The organism is Streptomyces sp. S3(2020) (assembly GCF_013044505.1).
Lineage (GTDB): Bacteria > Actinomycetota > Actinomycetes > Streptomycetales > Streptomycetaceae > Streptomyces.
On the sequence record NZ_JABERD010000047.1, the window covers coordinates 36,983 to 54,880 of the forward strand.

The following is a 17,898-nucleotide window of genomic DNA, read 5'->3' on the forward strand; positions in this document are numbered from 1 at the left end:
CGCCGTCTGATTGTCAGTGCCGGGTGGCACGCTGTGGACCATGGCGAATCACAGGGAATTCGACGCCGACGCGGCCGTGGATTGGAACGCGGAAGCCGTCTCCTTCGACGACGAGCCGGACCACGGTCTGCGCGACCCCGAGGTGCGCGCCGCCTGGGCCGGCCGGCTGCGCTCCTGGCTGCCCGGCCGCGCCTGCGACATCCTCGACCTGGGCTGCGGCACCGGCAGCCTGTCGCTCCTCGCGGCCGAGCAGGGACACCGCGTCACCGGCGTGGACAGCTCTCCGGCCATGGTGGACCTCGCCCGCGCCAAGCTCGCCGGACGTGACGCGGCGTTCCTGCTCGGTGACGCGGCGGCACCACCGGTGGGGGAGCAGCGCTACGACGTCGTCCTCGTCCGGCATGTGCTGTGGGCGCTCCCGGACCCCGGCCGCGCCCTGCGCCACTGGCGCGAGCTGCTGCGGCCGGGAGGCCGGCTGGTGCTGATCGAGGGCGTCTGGGGCGCGGTCAGCCCGGTCGGGATACCCGCCGAGCGCCTCACCGCCCTCCTGGAGCCCGTCGCCGTACAGGTGCGGGTGGAGCGGCTGTCCGGCGATCCGCTGCTGTGGGGCAGGGCCGTGACGGACGAGCGGTACGCGGTGGTGGCCGCCGTCTAGACGAGCAGCGACTCCAGGCCGCCGTCGACAGAGGCGAACACCTCCAGTTCGTCCAGAGCCGTCATCGCGGCGCCCGCCGCCTCGGGATCCGTCCGCGCCAGACCGCTCTCGGCGAACTCGTCCTCGTCCAGCCGCAGCACCTCCGTCCCGTCGGCGGAGCGCCACAGGTCCAGGTCGAGATCCTCCACCACGAGTTCGGCGCCGGAGCGGAGAGCGGGGCGGGTGATGTCGCAGTACCAGCCCTTGAGCGTGCCGTCGGCGGCGCGGACCTCCTTCACCGCGTACCAGCGGTCGCGCCAGTAGTGCTCCGTGAAGACGTCCCCGGGCTCGAAGCGGACGAAGCCGAAGTCACGGACGCCCTCGCCCGCCCACGCGGCGCGGACCGTGACGTGGTTGCCGTCGTCGCCGATCAGCTCGGCCGGGTAACGGATCTTCGTACGGCCTGCCTTGACCAGCACCACGTCCAACCGCTCCGTGGTCTCAGCCGAGTTCGCGGACATACCGAACCTCCGTGGCGCAGATCTCGTATCCGAACCATGTGTTGATGGCGATCATCGGTCCGTTCCCGGCGTCGTTGCCGGTGAACGCCTGGGTGAACCCCGCGGTGCGGGCGCGGTGCAGGGAGTCGTTCTTGGCGAGCTTGGCCAGGCCCTTGCCGCGATGGGCGCGGGCCGTGCCGGTCATGGCGGTGCCGTAGCGGGTACCGCCGTCGGTGCGGGCCAGGGTGAAGGCGGCGGGGCGGCCGTCGACCACGGCGACCGAGGTCAGCTCGGGGCTCATCAGGGGCTGGTGCCAGGTCTCCCGGAGCCACGCCTCGTAGTCCGTGAACTCGTAGTCGACGTCGCTCGGCTCGTCCGCCAGCGTCTGAGAGTCCAGCTCGAACAGCGGGCGCGGGTCGTCCGCGAAGTCGGCGCCGGTGCGCAGCTCGACGCCCGGCGGCGGGTCCTGGAGCGGCGGCAGGGTGCCGCCGGCCAGGTCCAGGCGGAGGAAGTGCGCGGAGCGGCTCGCGCGATAGCCGTGCCCCTCGGCGAAGGCGCGGTTGCCCGGCTGGTCCAGGACCCAGGCGTACAGCTTCGTCGCACCGTGGGCCGACAGGTGCTCCTCGGCGGCGCGGACCAGCAGCGCGCCGGCGCCCCGGAGCGTCCGCTCCGGGTGGACGTACACGTTCACATAGCCCTGACCCGGCTCCGGGCTGTCGTGCACGAGGCCGACCTGCGCCGTGCCGATCACCTCGCCGTCCGCCTCGGCGACGAGGGGGCGGTAATGGGCCTCGGGGTGCGTGTGGGCGATGTCGTAGGCGACGGAGTCCGGGGTGTACAGCATGAAGGGGAGGGCGCGGTCGCGGACCTGGACGAAGCCCTCCAGGTCGGCCCGTACGTCGGGGCGCAGGTCGCGCACGATCACAGTCATGGGGTCGGACGCTACGGGGCGGATGCGCCCCGCTGCCTCTCATTTTCCGGCGGGTGCGGGACAATCGACCCCGTGACCTTGAAGATCCACATCGACGACAGCGCACCGCCGTACGAGCAGGTGCGGGCGCAGATCTCCGAACAGGCGCGATCGGGGGCGCTGCCGGTCGGGTACCGGCTGCCGACGGTGCGCGGACTGGCCGAGTCGCTGGGGCTCGCCCCGAACACGGTCGCCAAGGCGTACCGGGCGCTGGAGACGGACGGCGTGATCGAGACACGGGGCCGCAACGGGACGCTCGTGGCTCCGGCGGGCGCCGCGGCGGAGCGGGAGCTGGCGTCCGCGGCACAGGCGTACGTCGAGCGGGCACGCCGGTTGGGGCAGACCGAGGCCGATGCGCTGGCCGCCGTGCGGGATGCCCTGCGGGCGGCTTACGAGGGGTGAGTGTCCGGTCTCGTCCGCTGCGCCGGTGGGGCTGGTCGCGCGGTTCCCCGCGCCCCTATGGGGCGTCCGGCGAACCGGCGACTACAGGTACAGCCCTGCGTCTGCGCCCTCCCTCGGCTCCGGCAATGTCGTCGGAGACGTCCCGCGCCGCAACGCGTACAGCTCCGCCAGCGTGGCACCCTCGCGGCCCACGCCCTCCTCCGTGCCCAGCCAGTCGACCGCCTCGCGGCGGGTCAGCGGTCCCACCTCGATGCGGGCCAGACAGCGGCCGGGGCGGACGACGGCCGGGTGCAGGCGCTCCAGGTCCTCGTTGGTGGTGACGCCGACCAGGACATTGCGGCCCTGGCCCAGCAGACCGTCGGTCAGGTTCAGCAGCCGTGACAGGGCCTGGCCCGCCGTGTGCTTGGCCTCGCCGCGGATCAGTTCGTCGCAGTCCTCCAGGAGCAGCAGCCGCCAGCGGCCCTTGCCCGTCGAGTCGTCCTCGCCGATCGCGATGTCCATCAGATAGCCGACGTCGGTGAAGAGCCGCTCGGGGTCCAGCACACAGTCCACCTGGCACCAGTCCCGCCAGGACCGGGCCAGGGTCCGCAGCGCCGACGTCTTGCCGGTGCCCGGCGGACCGTGCAGCAGGAGCAGCCGGCCCGCGATGCCCTCCGGGGTCGTGCCCATCAGGGTGTGCATCGCCTCCGCCACCGGCGCCGTGTAGTTCTCCCGCACCTCGTCCCAGGTGCCGGCCGCGATCTGCCGGGTCGTGCGGTGCGGGCCGCGGCGCGGGGAGTAGTACCAGAAGCCCATGTTCACGTTCTCCGGCTGCGGCTCGGGCTCGTCCGTGGCGCCCTCCGTGGCCTGGTCGAGCACCTTCTGCGCCAGCTCGGCGCTGGTCGCCGTGACGGTGACGTCCGCGCCGCGGTTCCAGCGGGAGACCAGCAGGGTCCAGCCGTCGCCCTCCGCCAGGGTCGCGCTGCGGTCGTCGTCGCGGGCGATGCGCAGCACACGCGCGTTGTCCGGGAGCAGCGTCGCACCGGACCGTACGCGGTCGATGTTCGCCGCGTGCGAGTACGGCTGCTCGCCCGTCGCGAAGCGGCCGAGGAACAGCGCGTCGACGACATCGGACGGTGAGTCGCTGTCGTCGACGTTGAGCCGGATCGGCAGAGCGTCGTATGGGTTCGCAGACATGCCGCCATGATCCGGCACGGGCGCGTCGCTTGCATCCGGTTTCCGCAGTGCGCCCGGTGTGTCGGATGGGACCGTTTGCGGAGCCTCCGTCCTGTTACGAAGCTGTACATCTCAAACCACTGCCGCAGCAGCCGATCCCCCGATTACTGTTGCCCTCAATGGGACGTCATGGGTGGAATTCGGGGACACGGCGGTGGCAGCTCACCGCACTGCTCGGAGTGGGTGCGGCGGCGCTGGCCCTGGTCGTGACCCTCCTCAACACACTTCCCGGGAACGGCGCGAGCACCGACGGCACCACACGCAACGGCAGCAAGGCGCACGGCACCCCCACCAGCACACCGGACGCGGAGAACCCCGAGGTGGGCTGGGGTTTCACCCACACCCAGTTCAGCGCCGACGAGGGCGACCCGACCGCGACCGGGCGGGTCGAGGGCCGGATCGCGGACCTCGGCGGGCTGCCGCAGAACCAGCACGTCATGGGCTGGGGCGCCGACAACCCCGAGCCGGTCAAGGGGCGTTACGACTTCGAGGACATGGACCGTCGGATCGACTTCATCCGCGCCTCCGGCTCCACCCCGGTCGTCGCCCTGTGCTGCGCCCCGGACTGGATGAAGGGCGGCGAGTCCGGCGTCGGCAACACCGACTGGAGCCAGGCCTCGCTGGAGACCGCGCCCGAACCCGCGCACTTCAAGGACTACGCGGCGCTCGCCGCCACCGTCGCCAAACGCTACCCGGACGTCCGGCACTTCATCGTCTGGAACGAGTTCAAGGGCTTCTGGAACGACGCCGAGGCCCGCTGGGACTACGAGGGCTACACCCAGCTCTACAACCTCGTCTACAAGGCGTTGAAGAAGGTCAACCCCCAGATCATGGTCGGCGGGCCGTATCTCGTGATGGACAGCCTCGACCCGCGCTCAGCGGACGCCTCGAAGACCTTCAAGGGCCCCTGGGGCGCGATGGACCAGCGGATCCTCGACGCCTTCGACTACTGGAACAAGAACAAGGCCGGCGCCGACTTCGTGGTCGTGGACGGCTCCAGCTACACCAACGACGACGAGTTGCTGCCGGACGAGTTCACGGCCACCGACAAGTTCACCGCGGTCAGCAAGTGGGTGCGCGAGCAGACCGGCGACCTGCCGCTGTGGTGGGCCGAGTACTACGTCGAACCCGCCGACAGCAGGGACGAGCGCGAGGGCTGGTCCGAGGACCGCCGCGTCGCCGTGCAGGCCGCGGGAATGATCGCGCTGGCCAAGGGCGGCACCACCTCCGCCTTCTACTGGAACCCGGAGAACGAGAAGGGCACCGACTGCGCGGGCTGTCTCTGGACGCCGACCAGCGGCGAGGACGGCGGGCAGAAGCTGCCCATGTTCGACCTCGTCAGCCGGTTCAGCAAGGCGTTCCCGCCGGGCACCTCGTACAAGACGGTGCCGGTCGCCGCCGACGACGTGCCCAACGTACGGGTCCTCGCCACCGACGACACGGTCCTGGTGGTCAACACCCTCGACCGGCGGATCAGCGCGAAGGTGGACGGGAAGACGTTCGACATGGCGGCCTACGAGGTCAAGTGGCTCACCCGGTAAGCCGGATGAGCCGCTTCACTCCTCACTTCATCGTCACGAACCGCTGCACCAGCGAGGCCAGCAGCACCGCCAGCAGCGGCAGCGAGAACCAGAAGCTGCTCTGCAACCACCGCAGTTGCCGCACACCCGGCCGGACCGCGACCCGGACCACCTCGCGCGCCGTCAGCAGCACGATCAGCGCCAGCGCCGCGAGGCCCCCGACCACCGACCAGGGCGTCCAGGTCACCTGCGGCCCGATCGGACCCGGATCGGCCTTCGGCGCCTTGCCCGCGGGCTGCTTGGCCAGCGCGTACATGGTGACGTCCGCGTTGACGTAGACCTTCTTCAGCTCCGTCCGCTTGTCCAGGTTCTGGATCAGCCGCGGCTCCCACATCTTCGAGTAGCCGACGTCCAGTTCCAGATACGTGACCTGACTGCGGTTGATCATCAGATACGAGTTCGGTCCCGCGTCCCTGAGCGCCTTGACCAGGCTCGACACCAGCACCGGGTCGGTCGGTGCCGGCGTCGGCACGTACTCGACCTTCTCCATGTCCCGCGCACCCCACGGCATCGCCGGCGTCACGTTGGTGACCGTGTCGTTGCTCAGCCACAGCAGCCGTACCGTCGGATCGTCGTGGGCGTACACATAGTCCATGGCGGCGACCTCGCCGGGCCGGATCCGCTCGAACGGCTCGTTGCCCCAGCGGGCGATCAGGAAGCCGCCCATGAGGAGAAGACCCGCCATGAGGGCGGCCAGCGGGGCCAGGCTCACCCGGTCCTTGTCGCGTTCCTTCGCCGTGATCCCGGTGCGCGGGAACAGGGCGAGCCCCATCAGCAGGGCCGCGCCGGGCAGGGCGAACATGAAGACCCGCAGCGCCATCTCACCGCCGTAGGACTGCATGCCGAAGCCCAGGAACGGTACGAAGGTCAAGGCGAGCAGTGAGCGCTCCCGGTAGTGGTGGTCGCGGCGGCGCCACCAGCCCCAGCAGGCGAACGCCATCACACCGCCGGCCAGCAGCACGCGCGTGTACAGGACGAGCTTGTGCGTCGAACTGCCGCCCTCGATCCGGCCGCCCACCGACGACTGCACGTTGCTGCCGACGCCGCCGACCCCGCCGAACAGTTCGTCGAAGTGCCCGGACCAGTACGGCTCGGCCATGAAGCCCACCCACACGGCCACCATGACGGCGAACAGGATGGGCAGACCGCGCAGTTCGGACTTGCCGAGCAGCACGAGGGCCGTCAGCAGGCCCAGCATCACGAACGGGGTGAGCTGGTGGGCCGGGACGCTCGCCGCGAACAGCCCTATGACGACCATCAGCAGCACGGCCCGCTGGCGCCGGTTCGTCGGTTCGACCTCCGCCTCGCCGGGCCGCTTCTTCGTCCAGATCACCCGCGGGGCGCGGAAGTAGACCAGCAGGAGCGCCGCGAACACCAGGTACAGGAGGTAGGTGAAGCCCTGCGGGGAGAAGTAGTCCTGGCCGACCCAGCCGCTGAGCACGAACACCCACAGGCCGGTCCACTTGGCCCGCCAGCCCGCCCGCATCGAGCGCACCAGCAGGAACATCGGGGCCAGATACAGGAGTTGGATGGCCAGCGGCCACCAGCGGATCAGCCCGGTGAAGTCCGTGACCCCGCAGGCCTCGGCGACGAACGCGGCGGCCGCGAAGAAGCCCGGCCAGCTCCAGCGCGCGTCCAGGTCGGGCACGGCGGAGCCGGTCCGGTCGATGTAGTCGAGGAAGCCCAGATGCTGCCAGGCGGTCGCGAACCGGGGTTCCGTCTCGATCACCGCGGGCAGTGCGTGCAGCGACACGACCGTCGCCAGCAGGGTGATCAGCAGCAGTGCCTTGTGCTCACGGGCCAGCCACAGCAGCGAGGCGAAGGCCACGGCCAGCAGTGCGGCGCCGGCCAGTGTGGGCAGCGGCAGCACGGAGATCAGCCCGAGCCCGCCCATCTCGTCGAGGTCCGCCTCGCCCAGGCGCAGCGCGGGCACCCAGTACAGCAGCAGCGCGGCGGTCAGCAGACAGCCCAGGACGACTCCGGCCCGGCTGGGCTGGAGGCGCTCACGCCACGACAGGAGCGGCGGCTCCTCGGACACCGGTACCTCTTCCCGTACGGGTGGCTCCTCCCGTACGACGGAACGGGCGGCCTCGAAGGGCGCGTCCACCTCCGGCTCGGCCGGACCCTCGGGCACCTCGACCGGTCCCAGCGACGCCTCGGACCCCGGCTCCCGCGCCTCCACCGGAAGCCCGACCTCGGGCAGCTTCGCCCAGGTCGGCCGGTGCGGCTCGGCAGGCGGCCGGGGACGCACCACGGGCGTACCCGTGGGCGGTGTGCCCGGACCCGGCCGGACGTCCGGCCGGCGTTCCAGGTGGTCGAAGTCGACGTGGATGCCGAGGCCGAGCGTGTCCTGGTCGAGCGCCCAGGCGGGCCCGCGCCTGCGGACGCCCAGCGGGACGGTGGCCTCGCGCGCCCCCAGGTCGGCGAGGTCCCCGTCGGGCGCCGCGTCCTCGGGGACGGCCCCCGCGGGCGCCGCCCTGAGGATCTTGTACAGCTTGGGCGCGGCGATCGCCACGATCACGGCGAGCGAGGAGATCTCCGCGACACCGGCGCCGGTCAGCCCCATACGGGGGAGCAGCACCAGGGTCAGCCCGAGCACCAGGGCGCACAACAGGCCCTGGAGCCAAGCCAGTCCGGCGGTACGGCTCTGTGCGCGCAGCACCGCGAAGTACGTCTCCATGACGACCCGCAGCACCGCGCCGACCGCGAACCAGCGCAGCAGCGGGGTCGCCGCGTCGGCGTAGCCCGCGCCGAAGACACCGAGGATCCAGGGCGCGCCGAAGAACAGGACCGCGCACACCGGCAGCATGATCCGGGCCATGCGCCTGAGCGCCGCACGGGTGTTGGAGGCGAGCCGGCCCGGGTCGTGGGAGCCCTCGACCGTGAGGGAGGCGCCCATGTTGATGGCGAGCAGGTTGACCGTGCCGCCGATCGTGGTGGTGATGTAGAAGTACGCGTTGTCCTCGGAGCTGACCTGCGCGGCGACGATCACCGGCACGAGGTAGACCACGGCGAGCGAGAACAGGGAGCCGGTGTAGTCGCCCGCGAGGAAGCGCCCGATCTCCCGCACCGACGGCGGATGCGCGTTTTCCTCGGTGGCCTTCACATGCCGGCCCACCAGCCGCCGGAACACCAGCCAGCCCAGCGGCAGCACCGACACCGCGATCGCCGCGACCCACGACACGAAGACGCCCATGGTGGGGATCGCGGTGGCGAAGGCGACCAGCAGCACCAGCTTCACCGCGGAGAACACGGTGTTGCCGACCGGCACCCACAACGCGCTGCGCAGCCCGGTCAGCACCCCGTCCTGAAGGGTCAGCACCGACCAGGCGACCACCGCGAGCACGAAGAACAGCGCGTGCGAGGGGTCGTTGAGGAACCCGTACGACGGCCCCCACAGCCCCAGCGTGAGCAGGAAGACGCCCGCGGCCAGCGCCACGATCACCGAACTGCCCGCGTAGGTACGGAAGATGAGCCGTCCGGTGGCCCGGCCCGCGACCGGTATGAAGCGGGCCAGGGCGCCGGTCAGGGTCACCGCGGTCAGCCCCGCGAGGAGCTTCATCGCGGCGATCGCGGCCGAGCCCTGGCCGACCGCGGACTCGGAGTAGTGGCGGGCCGCGGCCAGCCAGAAGCCGAGGCCGAGCACGGCGGAGATCCCCGTGTTCAGCATCAGGGCGTAGGCGTTGCGGAACAGCTGGCTGCCGCCCGGCGACCGGCCGAGACCGGGCAGCCGCAGGCGCCGCCCCGGCTGCTCGGGCGCCTCGGTCGCGGGCTCGGTGGCCTCAGGGGTGGTCGTCGTGTCAGACACGGGAACGGATGGCCTTCCGGCGGACCTGTCGTGCTCTTCGGACCATGGCGTACCCCTTGGTGAACGCGCGGTCCCGGGCGAAGTTGCGGGCGATGGCCCGGCCTTCGATCAGCCGACGGAACTCCTCGGCGTCCGTGCCGCGCCGCACGGTGACCCGCAGCAGCGCGTACGGCCCCTGCCGGCGGCGGGCGAGCCCGTTGCCGACGGCGAGGGCCTGGGCGTACCCCGTCTCGCGGACCTTCTCGCGCACCCGGCGGCTGGAGTAGCCGTACGGGTAGGCGAACGAGGCCGGGACGGTGCCGAGTTGGTCCGTCACGATCTCCTTGCAGAGGATCAGCTCACGGCGCAGCGCGTCGTCGTCGAGCTGGTCGAGCTGCGGATGGGTGTGGCTGTGCCCGCCGATCTCGACGCCCTCCGCGGCGAGTTCGCGGACCTGCGGCCAGTCCAGCATGGTGTCCAGGGCGTGGCCGTTGTCGTGCGGGCCGCGCAGCCACCCCGTGGACACGAACAGCGTGGCCGCGAACCCGTGCTTGGCGAGCACCGGCAGGGCGTGCCGGTGCACCCCCTCGTAGCCGTCGTCGAAGGTGACCAGGACGGGCCGCTCGGGCAGCGGACGCCCCGAGCGCCAACTCGCCGCCAACTGGGCGGTGGTGATCGGGGTGTGCCCCAGCTCCCCGACGATCTCCATCTGCGCGGCGAACGCCTCCGGAGTCACCGACAGCTCGCGGGTCGCCTCGTTCGGGTCGGCCGCGATCGCGTGGTACATGAGAATCGGCACACGTGCGTCACCCATGTACGTCCCCCTCGATCCGCGCCACCTGGAACGTGGCGCCGCCCCTGCGGGCCCGGACACTGCCCACCACGTACCCGCCGGCGGCCGTCAGCACCCCCGCGACGATCGCGCCCGCCCGCCGGGGTGGTGTACCGGCGTTCGGACTCGAGGCCCTTGTCCGCGCCGACACTGCGCGCCACCAGCGCCTTCGACAGGCCCTCGGCGTAGGAACGCGTACGGAAGTACCCGAAGTGCTCACGCGCCTCGGGCACCCGGTGGTGGATCACCGCCCGGTCGTCGATCAGGAGGACCGCGTCCGGTCTGGCCCGGGAGAGCCGGATGCACAGTTCGGTCTCCTCGCAGCCCAGCGGCCGCTTGTCGCCGTCCCGCCCGATACCGGTGGCGAAACCGCCGGCCGCGTCGAACGCCGTCCGGCGGAACGAGGCGTTGCCGCCCAGGACGTTGCGCACCCGGACCAGGCCCGGCGGCAGACCCCGGTACGTGCAGCCCACCACCCAGTCGAACTCCTCGGGGAACCAGGCGGGACGGCGCCCCGACGCCCAGATCGGCACCGTACGGCCGCCCACGGCCATCACCCGCGGGTCGGTGTACCCCGCGGCGAAGTGGTGCAGCCAGTCGCGTTCGGCGACGGCGTCGTCGTCGAGGAAGGCGATCACCTCGCCGCGCGAGGCGGCGATCCCGGTGTTGCGGCCCGCGGACAGACCGCGGGGACCCGCGTTGGCGAGCACCCGCACCACGGTGCCTTCCCCGGCCTCCTTGTACTCCTTGGCCAGCCGGTCCAGGAGCGCCGGGTTGTGGTCGACGACCAGCAGCGTCTCGCGCGCCGGATACGACTGCGCCGCGACCGAGGAGACCGCCGCGAGGATGTCCTCCCAGCGGTCCTCGGTGTAGACGCAGATCACGACGGAGATGTCGGGACCGCTCAAGACACCTCTCCCCGGACCGAGTCGAGCATCGGGGAGTGATGGGCCTGGCGGCGCAGCTCACGCCGGTTGGAGCGCTCGCCGAGGATCACCTTGAGCACCCGGAACCCGTCGCGCACGGCCCGCAGATTGCTCGCGCCGTGGATGCGCAGATACTCGTAGCTCGGTATCTCCTGCACCTTCAGGCCCGCCTTGACCACCCGGATGTTGATCAGGGTCTCGATCTCGAAGCCCGTGCAGTCGAGGTCGATCTTGTCGAGGCAGTGCCGCCAGAACGCGTTGTATCCGTAGCAGAGATCCGTGTAGCGGGCGCCGAACTTGCGGTTGACGATCGTGCACAGCGCCCAGTTGCCGAGCTTGCGGATGAAGGTCATGTCGTCCGTGCCGCCGCCGTTGGCGAAGCGGGACCCCTTCGCGAAGTCCGCGCCCGAGAGCAGGGCGGAGACATAGCTGAGGATCTCGTGGCCGTCGGCCGAGCCGTCCGCGTCGACCATCACGATGATGTCGCCGGTGCACGCCTCGAACCCGGTGATCAGCGCGTCGCCCTTGCCCTTGCCGCGCTGCTTGACGACCTTGACCTCCGGCCACAGCCCGCGGGCCACTTCGACGGTGTCGTCGGTGGAGTTCCCGTCCACCAGGACCACTTCGTGGATCCAGTCGGGCAGGGTCTTGAAGACGTACGGAAGATTCTCCGCCTCGTTCATGGCGGGAATCACCACACTCACCGGCGGCGCGATGGCCAGGTGAGTGGAGACAGGCCGGTACTTCCCGGCCGTGGACGGATCCTGGCCCGTGGTCGCCGAGCGCAGAACTGAGCTCATGAGTCTGGTTCCCTCTCGTCCGGCTGGACCGCCCGCCCCTGGGCGGCCCGGCTGTTGTCCGGTTCGAAAGGGGGGTTTGTTTCACCTACGGCATGCCGAAAGGAATCTCCGAGCACGCCCGGGTGAGCTGGCAAAGCCGGCCGACGGACGAAACGGCCGCCGGTCGCGCGGCACGACTCGGTCACTTGTGCGGTCACCGAGCACGGCACCCCCCTACCGCGCCCCGCCCCGGTCCGTCGCGGTCCTTGAGCCCTCCCCTAGTACCGCTGGGTGACGTTCCGACACGGGTGAGATGTATGACGGTATTGACGATTGAACCCGTATGGCAAGACCTGGAACCAGGCCTCACGTTTTTGTTGGTTTGACCGTTACGGAACCTATGGGGTCCGCGAACGGATTCTTCCCATCCTCTTGAGAATCCGGTCCGCCGGCTCGAAGAGCTCCGGCCGCGACTGGACGGTGTTGCGCAGCGCCCGGACCGGGGCGCGGCGCGCCCTGTGCCCGAGTGCGACCGGGTGACGCCGGGTCACCCACCCCTCCGACACGGTGATCTCCCGTGTCTTCAGGGAGTCCTTGTACTCCTTCTGCCCCCGCCCGAGATCCAGATACGCGATGCCGTCCGCGGCGGCCGCCTCCGCCATCCGCAGATGCAGCACCAGGCCCGGCGAGTACTTCGAGAACGCCGGGTCGTACGCCGGGAACCAGCAGGCCAGCACCCTTTCGCTGCGCAGTCCGAAGTGCGCGGCGATCGGCTTGCCGCCCGCGTACAGCACCGACAGGATCCCCGCGAACGGATCGGAACGGGTGTGGAAGAGGCGCTCCACGAGATGCGTGATCCACTCGTGCGCGAAGCGGTCGCTCCGTCCGGTCCTGCGGTACTGCGCGGACTTCCAGTCCATCAGGGTGCGCAGGGCCGCCGGATCGCGCTCGTCGTGCACATAGCGCATCTCGCCGGCGTCCCGGCCGAGCCTGCGCTCCTTGGCGAGCGTGGTCCTGGTGAACTTCGGTGCGTGGGACCTCAGATGGGCCAGATAGGCCTCGTATCCCTGGTCGACGTCCATGACCGGCGACGGGAAGCTGTCGGTGGCCCCGACCGCGAACGCCTCCTGGCCCTCCACCAGGTGGTCGAACTCCCACACGGCGAGCCCGCAGGCGCGCAGCAGCTCCCGCGCGTCCCACGCGAACCCGGGCCGGTGCACCAGGCCCTGGGCGTCCGAGACACCGAGTCCGACGGCCCGGCCCACTCCGGTGACGCTTCTCTGGTACGGGAAGAACGCGGCGGGCTCCCCGCCCTCGCGCACCACCGCGATCCGCACACCCCGCCGGTACCGGCCCACCGCGAGCGCGAACTCGGGGGACAGGAACGGGTTCGACAGCTCCGGCGAGCCCTGGAGATGGGCCTTGGACTGCAAGGACGTCCATGCCGCCCGGTCGGCGGCGCTGAGCTCGCCGGGGCGGTACACGCTGATGTCCACGTCAGGGAGTCCGTCCCGTCGTCGTACGGCCGCGTCGGCGCCGCACCCAGACCAGCAGGAGAAGAAGGGAGCTGATCGCGGTCACGGCCACGATCCCGCCGCGCCACGACCAGCGGTGTGTGGCGAGCATGCCCTGAGCCACCAGCATGTTGACGACGACCGAGCCCGCGAGCGCGGTGATCACCCGGCCGAGCGGTTCGAGGCCGCGCAGCGCGGCGGCGATCGCCACGGCGGGCGCCGTCAGCAGGAAGAACAGCGTGAACGGGCCGCGCAGCGGTGAGTCCGAGCCGACGAGCGCGAGGATCGCGCCGAAGCCGCCGACGGCCGTCGCGGCACCCGCGAGCAGCGGCGACAGGTCTGTTGATGATGCCCTGTTACCTATGGTCTGCATTGGCGACTTTGCCCCCCGACGCGCCGGATGCGAGGCTTCAATGTCGCGCAGCGCTACCAGGGTCGTCAAGGGCGTAACGAGCCCCGGAGGTGCTCAGCACCTCCGGGGCCCGGACTGCGGGGTGTTACGGGACGAGCTTCAGGAGCTTGTTGGGCGAGCCGGTGCCCGCGCTGGTGACCACGCCGGAGGTGGCGCCGTTCACCAGGGCCGAGGCGACCGTGGCCGGGGTGGCCGAGGTGTGGCTCGCGAGGTAGACCGCCGCGGCGCCCGCCACGTGCGGGGTCGCCATCGAGGTGCCGGAGAGCGTGGCGGTGGCGGTGTCGCTGGTGTTGTAGCCGGCGATGATCGAGGAGCCCGGCGCGAAGATGTCCAGCGTGGAGCCGTAGTTCGAGTAGCTGGCCTTGGCGTCGGTGCTGGTGGTCGCGCCGACCGTGATCGCGGTGGAGACGCGGGCCGGGGAGTACGAGGAGGCGTTGGCGGCGCTGTTGCCCGCCGCGACCGCGTAGGTCACACCACTGGCGATGGAGTTGGCGACCGCGGTGTCGAGCGAGGTGGAGGCGGAGCCGCCGAGTGACATGTTGGCGACCGACGGGGTGGTGTGGTTGTTGGTCACCCAGTTGATGCCCGCGATCACCCCGGCCGTGGTGCCCGAACCGCTGTTGTCGAGCACCCGGACCGCCACGATGTTCGCCTTCTTGGCGACGCCGTAGGTGGTGCCCGCGATGGTGGTGGCCACATGGGTGCCGTGGCCGTTGCCGTCGCCTGCGGAGGTGTCGCCGTCGACCGCGTCGTAGCCGTAGGAGGCGCGGCCGCTGATCTGGGTGTGGGTGATGCGCACGCCGGTGTCGATGACGTAGACCGTCACGCCGCTGCCCGCGGTGTCCGGGTAGGTGTACGTGCCGGAGAGCGGGAGCGCGGCCTGGTCGATGCGGTCCAGGCCCCAGGGGGCGCTGGACTGCGTGGTGTCGGCCAGCTTGACGGTCTGGTTCTGCTCGACGTGGGCCACGGCCGGGTCGGCCGCCAGTCTCCTGGCCTCGGCCGCGGAGAGGGTGGCGGAGTAGCCGTTCAGTACGGTGCCGAACGTCTTCTTGACCGTGCCGCCGTACTCCTTGACGAGGTTCTTGCCCGCGGCCGAGGACGCCTTCAGGCCCGCGGAACCCGACTTGAGCGTGACGATGTAGCTGTCCTTGATCGCCGTGGGGGAGTTGGCGGCAAGGACCTTGCCCTCGGCCGGAGCGGCCTCGGCGGGGAGGGCGGTGAGTCCGCCCACGAGGGCGGCGGTCGCCAGGCTGGTTATCGCGGCGAACCGGAACTTACGCAGTGGTGCCATACGAGGGAGTCCTCCTCTTAGGCGACGCGCGCTTGGGTGAGGGCGCGTCAGTGGGGGGTGCGCGTCATGACGCGCACGACCGGGAGCGTCGCGTTCCGCTACCGGCTGGAGTAAAGACTGGGTGATCTACGGGTGTAGATCAAGGCAGTTGAATGCTCGTCAACAAATTTGTCATGTGCGCGTAATCAAACACACTGTGAACACACAGGAACACGGTGGGTAAGTGCGGAAAAGTCTTGGCATGGACACTTCCCGTCAACACGCGTAGTTGCTACGACGGTTGAGGCAGAGATCCTGCTAAAGGGAGGTTCCATGAGACGTTCCCGATTTGCCGCTTACGTCACCTCGCTCCTCCTCGCCGTCGGCGCCGCACTGGCGGGGGCAACCCCCGCGCAGGCCGCCACCGGCCCCTACGTGGCCCTCGGCGACTCCTACTCCTCCGGAGTGGGCGCCGGCAGCTACATCTCCTCCAGCGGCGACTGCAAGCGCAGCACGAAGGCGCACCCCTACCTCTGGGCCGCCGCCAACTCACCCTCGTCGTTCGCCTTCACGGCCTGCTCGGGCGCTCGAACGGGTGATGTTCTGGCGAACCAGCTCGCCCCGCTGAACAGCGCCACCGCCCTCGTCTCCCTCAGCATCGGCGGCAACGACGCCGGCTTCTCCGACGTCATGACCACCTGTGTGCTCCAGTCCGACAGCTCCTGCCTGTCCCGCATCAACACCGCGAAGGCCTACGTCGACTCGACGCTGCCCGGCCAACTGGACAGCGTCTACTCGGCGATCAGCACCCGCGCCCCGAACGCCCACGTCGTCGTCCTCGGCTACCCGCGCTTCTACAAGCTCGGCACCACCTGCGTCGGCCTCTCCGAGACCAAGCGGAAGGCGATCAACGACGCCGCCGACTACCTCGACGCCGCCATCGCCAAGCGCGCCGCGAACCACGGCTTCACCTGGGGCGACGTCCGCTCCACCTTCACCGGCCACGAGCTCTGCTCGGGCAGCTCCTGGCTGCACAGCCTCAACTGGCTCAACATCGGCGAGTCGTACCACCCCACCGCGGCCGGCCAGTCCGGCGGCTATCTGCCCGTACTGAACAGCGCCGCCTGAACCGTCACTCGGTATCCGAAGGAGAAGGGGAGGCCCCGTCCGTCGGGGTCTCCGTCTCGCACGTCACCGAGAACGGCACCGAGTTGGACGTCACGTGCTGCGGGTCCTGGACCTCGACACTGATGTCGCTCTCGAACGTCCCGCTGTCGTCGTTCGTCGTCGCGACCACCTTGTCCTGCTTGGAGGTGCCGCCGCCCGCCGGGAACGACAGGGTCTTCCAGCCGTTGTCCATGACATCGCCGTCCGACGACACCCAGCGGTAGCGCACCTGCGCCGGCACCCGGCTCACCGTGATCGTCGCCGTGAAGGCGGGGGCCTCGGCGTTCGGCGGCGGACACGTCCCCGTGTACTCCGTGTTCGCCCCCGCGAGCGTGGCCTGGACGGTCACCGGCGGCGGAGCGCTCGTCGTGCCCTTGTCCGGGGTGGAAGGGGGCGGCGGCTCCTCGCTCTCCTCGTCCGTCCCGGTCGGTGTGATCTCACCCGTGGACCGGCTCGTCTCGTTGTTCCCCTGCTTGCCCCCGCCGTCGTCGCGGTTCAGCAGGGCGTACGTCAGTCCCGCGATCGCGAACGCCAGAGCGGCGAGGCCCGCGATCAGGACCACCGCGGCACGGCGGTTGCGGTCGGGCGGCTCGGGGGACGTCCTGGTGGTCGCGGCGGCCGGCGTGGGGGCCGTGGGCGCCGTCGGGAAGGGGGCCGGCGGCGGCTCCTCCCGGTAGCCGGCGATCGTCGGTGTGTACGGGACCGGCGGGACGGGTTCGGTGCGCGTGGTGCCCCCCGCCGCGACGAGCCGCAGATCCTGCTCGGCACGGTCGGCCGACAGCCGCTCCGCCGGGTCCTTGCGCAGCAGGCCCTCGATGACGGGGGCGAGCGGACCGGCCCGGTAGGGGGTGGGCAACTCCTCGTCGACGATCGCGCGCAGGGTGCTGAGCGGGGTGTTCTGGCGGAACGGCGAGTTGCCCTCGACCGCCGCGTACAGCAGCACGCCCAGCGACCACAGGTCGGACTCGGGGCCGGGGGTACGGCCCAGCGCCCGCTCCGGCGCGAGGAACTCGGGCGAGCCGATGACCTCGCCGGTCATGGTGAGCGCCGAGCTGCCCTCCACCTGGGCGATGCCGAAGTCGGTGAGCACCACGCGGCCGTCGTTCGACAGCAGCACGTTGGCCGGCTTCACGTCCCGGTGCAGCACCCCCGCCTCGTGCGCGGCCCGCAGCGCGGAGAGGATCTCGGCACCGATGTGGGCGGCCCGCTGCGGGGGCAACGGGCCCTCCGCGTCCAGGACGTCGGCCAGCGAGACACCGCGGACCAGCTCCATGACGATCCACGGGCGGCCGTCCTGCGTGGCCACGTCGTACACCGTCACCACATTGCGGTTGGAGACCCGGGCCGCGGCCCACGCCTCGCGCTCGAGGCGGGCGTACATCCGCTCGACGTCCGAGACCGCGAGACCCGAGGGTGCCCGTACCTCCTTCACCGCGACCTCGCGGTGCAGCACCTCGTCGCGGGCGCGCCACACGGTCCCCATACCGCCCTCGCCGAGCGGTGACAGGAGGCGGTAGCGGCCCGCGATCAGACGTTCACTGCCCGGTTCTTCGGACACGGGCGTCCCCCATTCGCAACTCCGCGTGACTTAGCGTCATTTCTCCCCAAAAGTAGCTCAGCCAAGTGCGGATGCCGCCCCCTTGAGCACCAATCCGGCCCCGAGTCCCACCACGAGGAGTGCCGACATCAGGGGCGCGGACCTGCGGACGAGCGCCGTCACCGGATGTGTGGTCCAGCGGGGACGCCGGTCCAGCAGCCGATTCATCCCGGTACCCAGCTTCACGACGGCGAACCCCGCCGCGGTGAGAGTGAGCGCGAGACCGACGCCGTACGCCACGACCAGGAGGAAGCCGAACCAGGCCTGTCCGAGCGCCATGGCGCCGACGAGGACCTGTCCCTTAGACAAATCT

14 protein-coding genes and 2 pseudogenes are annotated in these 17,898 nt (G+C 70.8%); 4 read left to right on the plus strand and 12 right to left on the minus strand.

The genetic code is table 11. From position 1 onward, the window contains the following. Positions 1–40 precede the first annotated feature (40 nt). Complete coding sequence (locus tag HLK59_RS17515) at positions 41–655, plus strand: class I SAM-dependent methyltransferase (RefSeq protein ID WP_171142374.1); 615 nt, start codon at positions 41–43, stop codon at positions 653–655. Here HLK59_RS17515 and HLK59_RS17520 read toward each other — a convergent pair. Both HLK59_RS17520 and HLK59_RS17525 read right to left on the minus strand, forming a co-directional pair. Continuing rightward, positions 652–1,155, minus strand: a complete 504-nt coding sequence (locus HLK59_RS17520) for a DUF402 domain-containing protein (RefSeq protein WP_171142375.1) — start codon at positions 1,153–1,155, stop codon at positions 652–654. The genes HLK59_RS17515 and HLK59_RS17520 overlap by 4 nt on opposite strands. Next, positions 1,136–2,065, minus strand: coding sequence for a GNAT family N-acetyltransferase (locus tag HLK59_RS17525; RefSeq protein WP_171142376.1), 930 nt, complete (start codon positions 2,063–2,065; stop codon positions 1,136–1,138). The genes HLK59_RS17520 and HLK59_RS17525 overlap by 20 nt, the downstream gene beginning before the upstream one ends. Before the next feature lie 72 nt (positions 2,066–2,137). Between HLK59_RS17525 and HLK59_RS17530 the strand changes: the two genes are divergently transcribed. Further along, positions 2,138–2,506 (plus strand): GntR family transcriptional regulator, encoded by a 369-nt coding sequence (locus HLK59_RS17530; RefSeq protein ID WP_171142377.1) that lies wholly within the window; start codon positions 2,138–2,140, stop codon positions 2,504–2,506. 81 nt (positions 2,507–2,587) lie between these two features. On the opposite strand, the gene HLK59_RS17535 is transcribed toward HLK59_RS17530, so the two are convergent. After that, positions 2,588–3,682 carry a DUF5925 domain-containing protein gene (locus tag HLK59_RS17535; RefSeq protein WP_171142378.1) on the minus strand — a complete coding sequence of 365 codons (1,095 nt, stop codon included), beginning with the start codon at positions 3,680–3,682 and terminating at the stop codon, positions 2,588–2,590. A gap of 158 nt (positions 3,683–3,840) precedes the next feature. Here HLK59_RS17535 and HLK59_RS17540 point away from each other — a divergent pair, with 158 nt between their 5' ends. Further along, positions 3,841–5,262 (plus strand): xylan 1,4-beta-xylosidase, encoded by a 1,422-nt coding sequence (locus tag HLK59_RS17540; RefSeq protein WP_171142379.1) that lies wholly within the window; start codon positions 3,841–3,843, stop codon positions 5,260–5,262. A gap of 22 nt (positions 5,263–5,284) precedes the next feature. On the opposite strand, the gene HLK59_RS17545 is transcribed toward HLK59_RS17540, so the two are convergent. From HLK59_RS17545 to HLK59_RS17575, 7 genes and pseudogenes are all read right to left on the minus strand, one after another. After that, a complete protein-coding gene (locus HLK59_RS17545; RefSeq protein WP_171142380.1) occupies positions 5,285–9,109 on the minus strand; it encodes a lipopolysaccharide biosynthesis protein in 3,825 nt (1,274 codons plus the stop codon). After that, positions 9,102–9,902, minus strand: a complete 801-nt coding sequence (locus tag HLK59_RS17550; RefSeq protein WP_171142381.1) for a polysaccharide deacetylase family protein — start codon at positions 9,900–9,902, stop codon at positions 9,102–9,104. The genes HLK59_RS17545 and HLK59_RS17550 overlap by 8 nt, the downstream gene beginning before the upstream one ends. Beyond that, a pseudogene (locus HLK59_RS17555) lies at positions 9,895–10,828 on the minus strand (glycosyltransferase family 2 protein). Before HLK59_RS17555 ends, HLK59_RS17550 begins: the two are co-directional and overlap by 8 nt. Beyond that, a complete protein-coding gene (locus tag HLK59_RS17560; protein WP_171142382.1) occupies positions 10,825–11,646 on the minus strand; it encodes a glycosyltransferase family 2 protein in 822 nt (273 codons plus the stop codon). The pseudogene HLK59_RS17555 and the gene HLK59_RS17560 overlap by 4 nt, the downstream one beginning before the upstream one ends. Positions 11,647–12,023: 377 nt before the next feature. Next, positions 12,024–13,121: a GNAT family N-acetyltransferase gene (locus HLK59_RS17565; protein WP_171142383.1), complete on the minus strand. Its 1,098-nt coding sequence runs from the start codon at positions 13,119–13,121 to the stop codon at positions 12,024–12,026. A 1-nt stretch (position 13,122) separates the two neighbouring features. Next, positions 13,123–13,512, minus strand: a complete 390-nt coding sequence (locus tag HLK59_RS17570) for a hypothetical protein (RefSeq protein ID WP_171142384.1) — start codon at positions 13,510–13,512, stop codon at positions 13,123–13,125. Between the two features lie 124 nt (positions 13,513–13,636). Further along, on the minus strand, positions 13,637–14,842 hold the full coding sequence (locus HLK59_RS17575; protein WP_171142385.1) for a S8 family peptidase: 1,206 nt from the start codon (positions 14,840–14,842) through the stop codon (positions 13,637–13,639). Positions 14,843–15,154: 312 nt separating this feature from the next. Here HLK59_RS17575 and HLK59_RS17580 point away from each other — a divergent pair, with 312 nt between their 5' ends. Then, positions 15,155–15,949 (plus strand): SGNH/GDSL hydrolase family protein, encoded by a 795-nt coding sequence (locus HLK59_RS17580; RefSeq protein WP_171142386.1) that lies wholly within the window; start codon positions 15,155–15,157, stop codon positions 15,947–15,949. Positions 15,950–15,953: 4 nt separating this feature from the next. On the opposite strand, the gene HLK59_RS17585 is transcribed toward HLK59_RS17580, so the two are convergent. Then, positions 15,954–17,546: a serine/threonine-protein kinase gene (locus tag HLK59_RS17585; RefSeq protein WP_171142387.1), complete on the minus strand. Its 1,593-nt coding sequence runs from the start codon at positions 17,544–17,546 to the stop codon at positions 15,954–15,956. A 57-nt stretch (positions 17,547–17,603) separates the two neighbouring features. Next, positions 17,604–17,898 (minus strand): annotated as a pseudogene (locus tag HLK59_RS17590) (nickel transporter); the annotation flags it as partial.

Coding starts and splice junctions, on each gene's coding strand:
- HLK59_RS17550 (WP_171142381.1), bottom strand. CDS start 9,902: ATGGGTGACGCACGTGTGCCGATTCTCATGTACCACGCGATCGCGGCC.
- HLK59_RS17575 (WP_171142385.1), bottom strand. CDS start 14,842: ATGGCACCACTGCGTAAGTTCCGGTTCGCCGCGATAACCAGCCTGGCG.
- HLK59_RS17535 (WP_171142378.1), bottom strand. CDS start 3,682: ATGTCTGCGAACCCATACGACGCTCTGCCGATCCGGCTCAACGTCGAC.
- HLK59_RS17560 (WP_171142382.1), bottom strand. CDS start 11,646: ATGAGCTCAGTTCTGCGCTCGGCGACCACGGGCCAGGATCCGTCCACG.
- HLK59_RS17525 (WP_171142376.1), bottom strand. CDS start 2,065: ATGACTGTGATCGTGCGCGACCTGCGCCCCGACGTACGGGCCGACCTG.
- HLK59_RS17570 (WP_171142384.1), bottom strand. CDS start 13,512: ATGCAGACCATAGGTAACAGGGCATCATCAACAGACCTGTCGCCGCTG.
- HLK59_RS17515 (WP_171142374.1), top strand. CDS start 41: ATGGCGAATCACAGGGAATTCGACGCCGACGCGGCCGTGGATTGGAAC.
- HLK59_RS17540 (WP_171142379.1), top strand. CDS start 3,841: ATGGGACGTCATGGGTGGAATTCGGGGACACGGCGGTGGCAGCTCACC.
- HLK59_RS17520 (WP_171142375.1), bottom strand. CDS start 1,155: ATGTCCGCGAACTCGGCTGAGACCACGGAGCGGTTGGACGTGGTGCTG.
- HLK59_RS17580 (WP_171142386.1), top strand. CDS start 15,155: ATGAGACGTTCCCGATTTGCCGCTTACGTCACCTCGCTCCTCCTCGCC.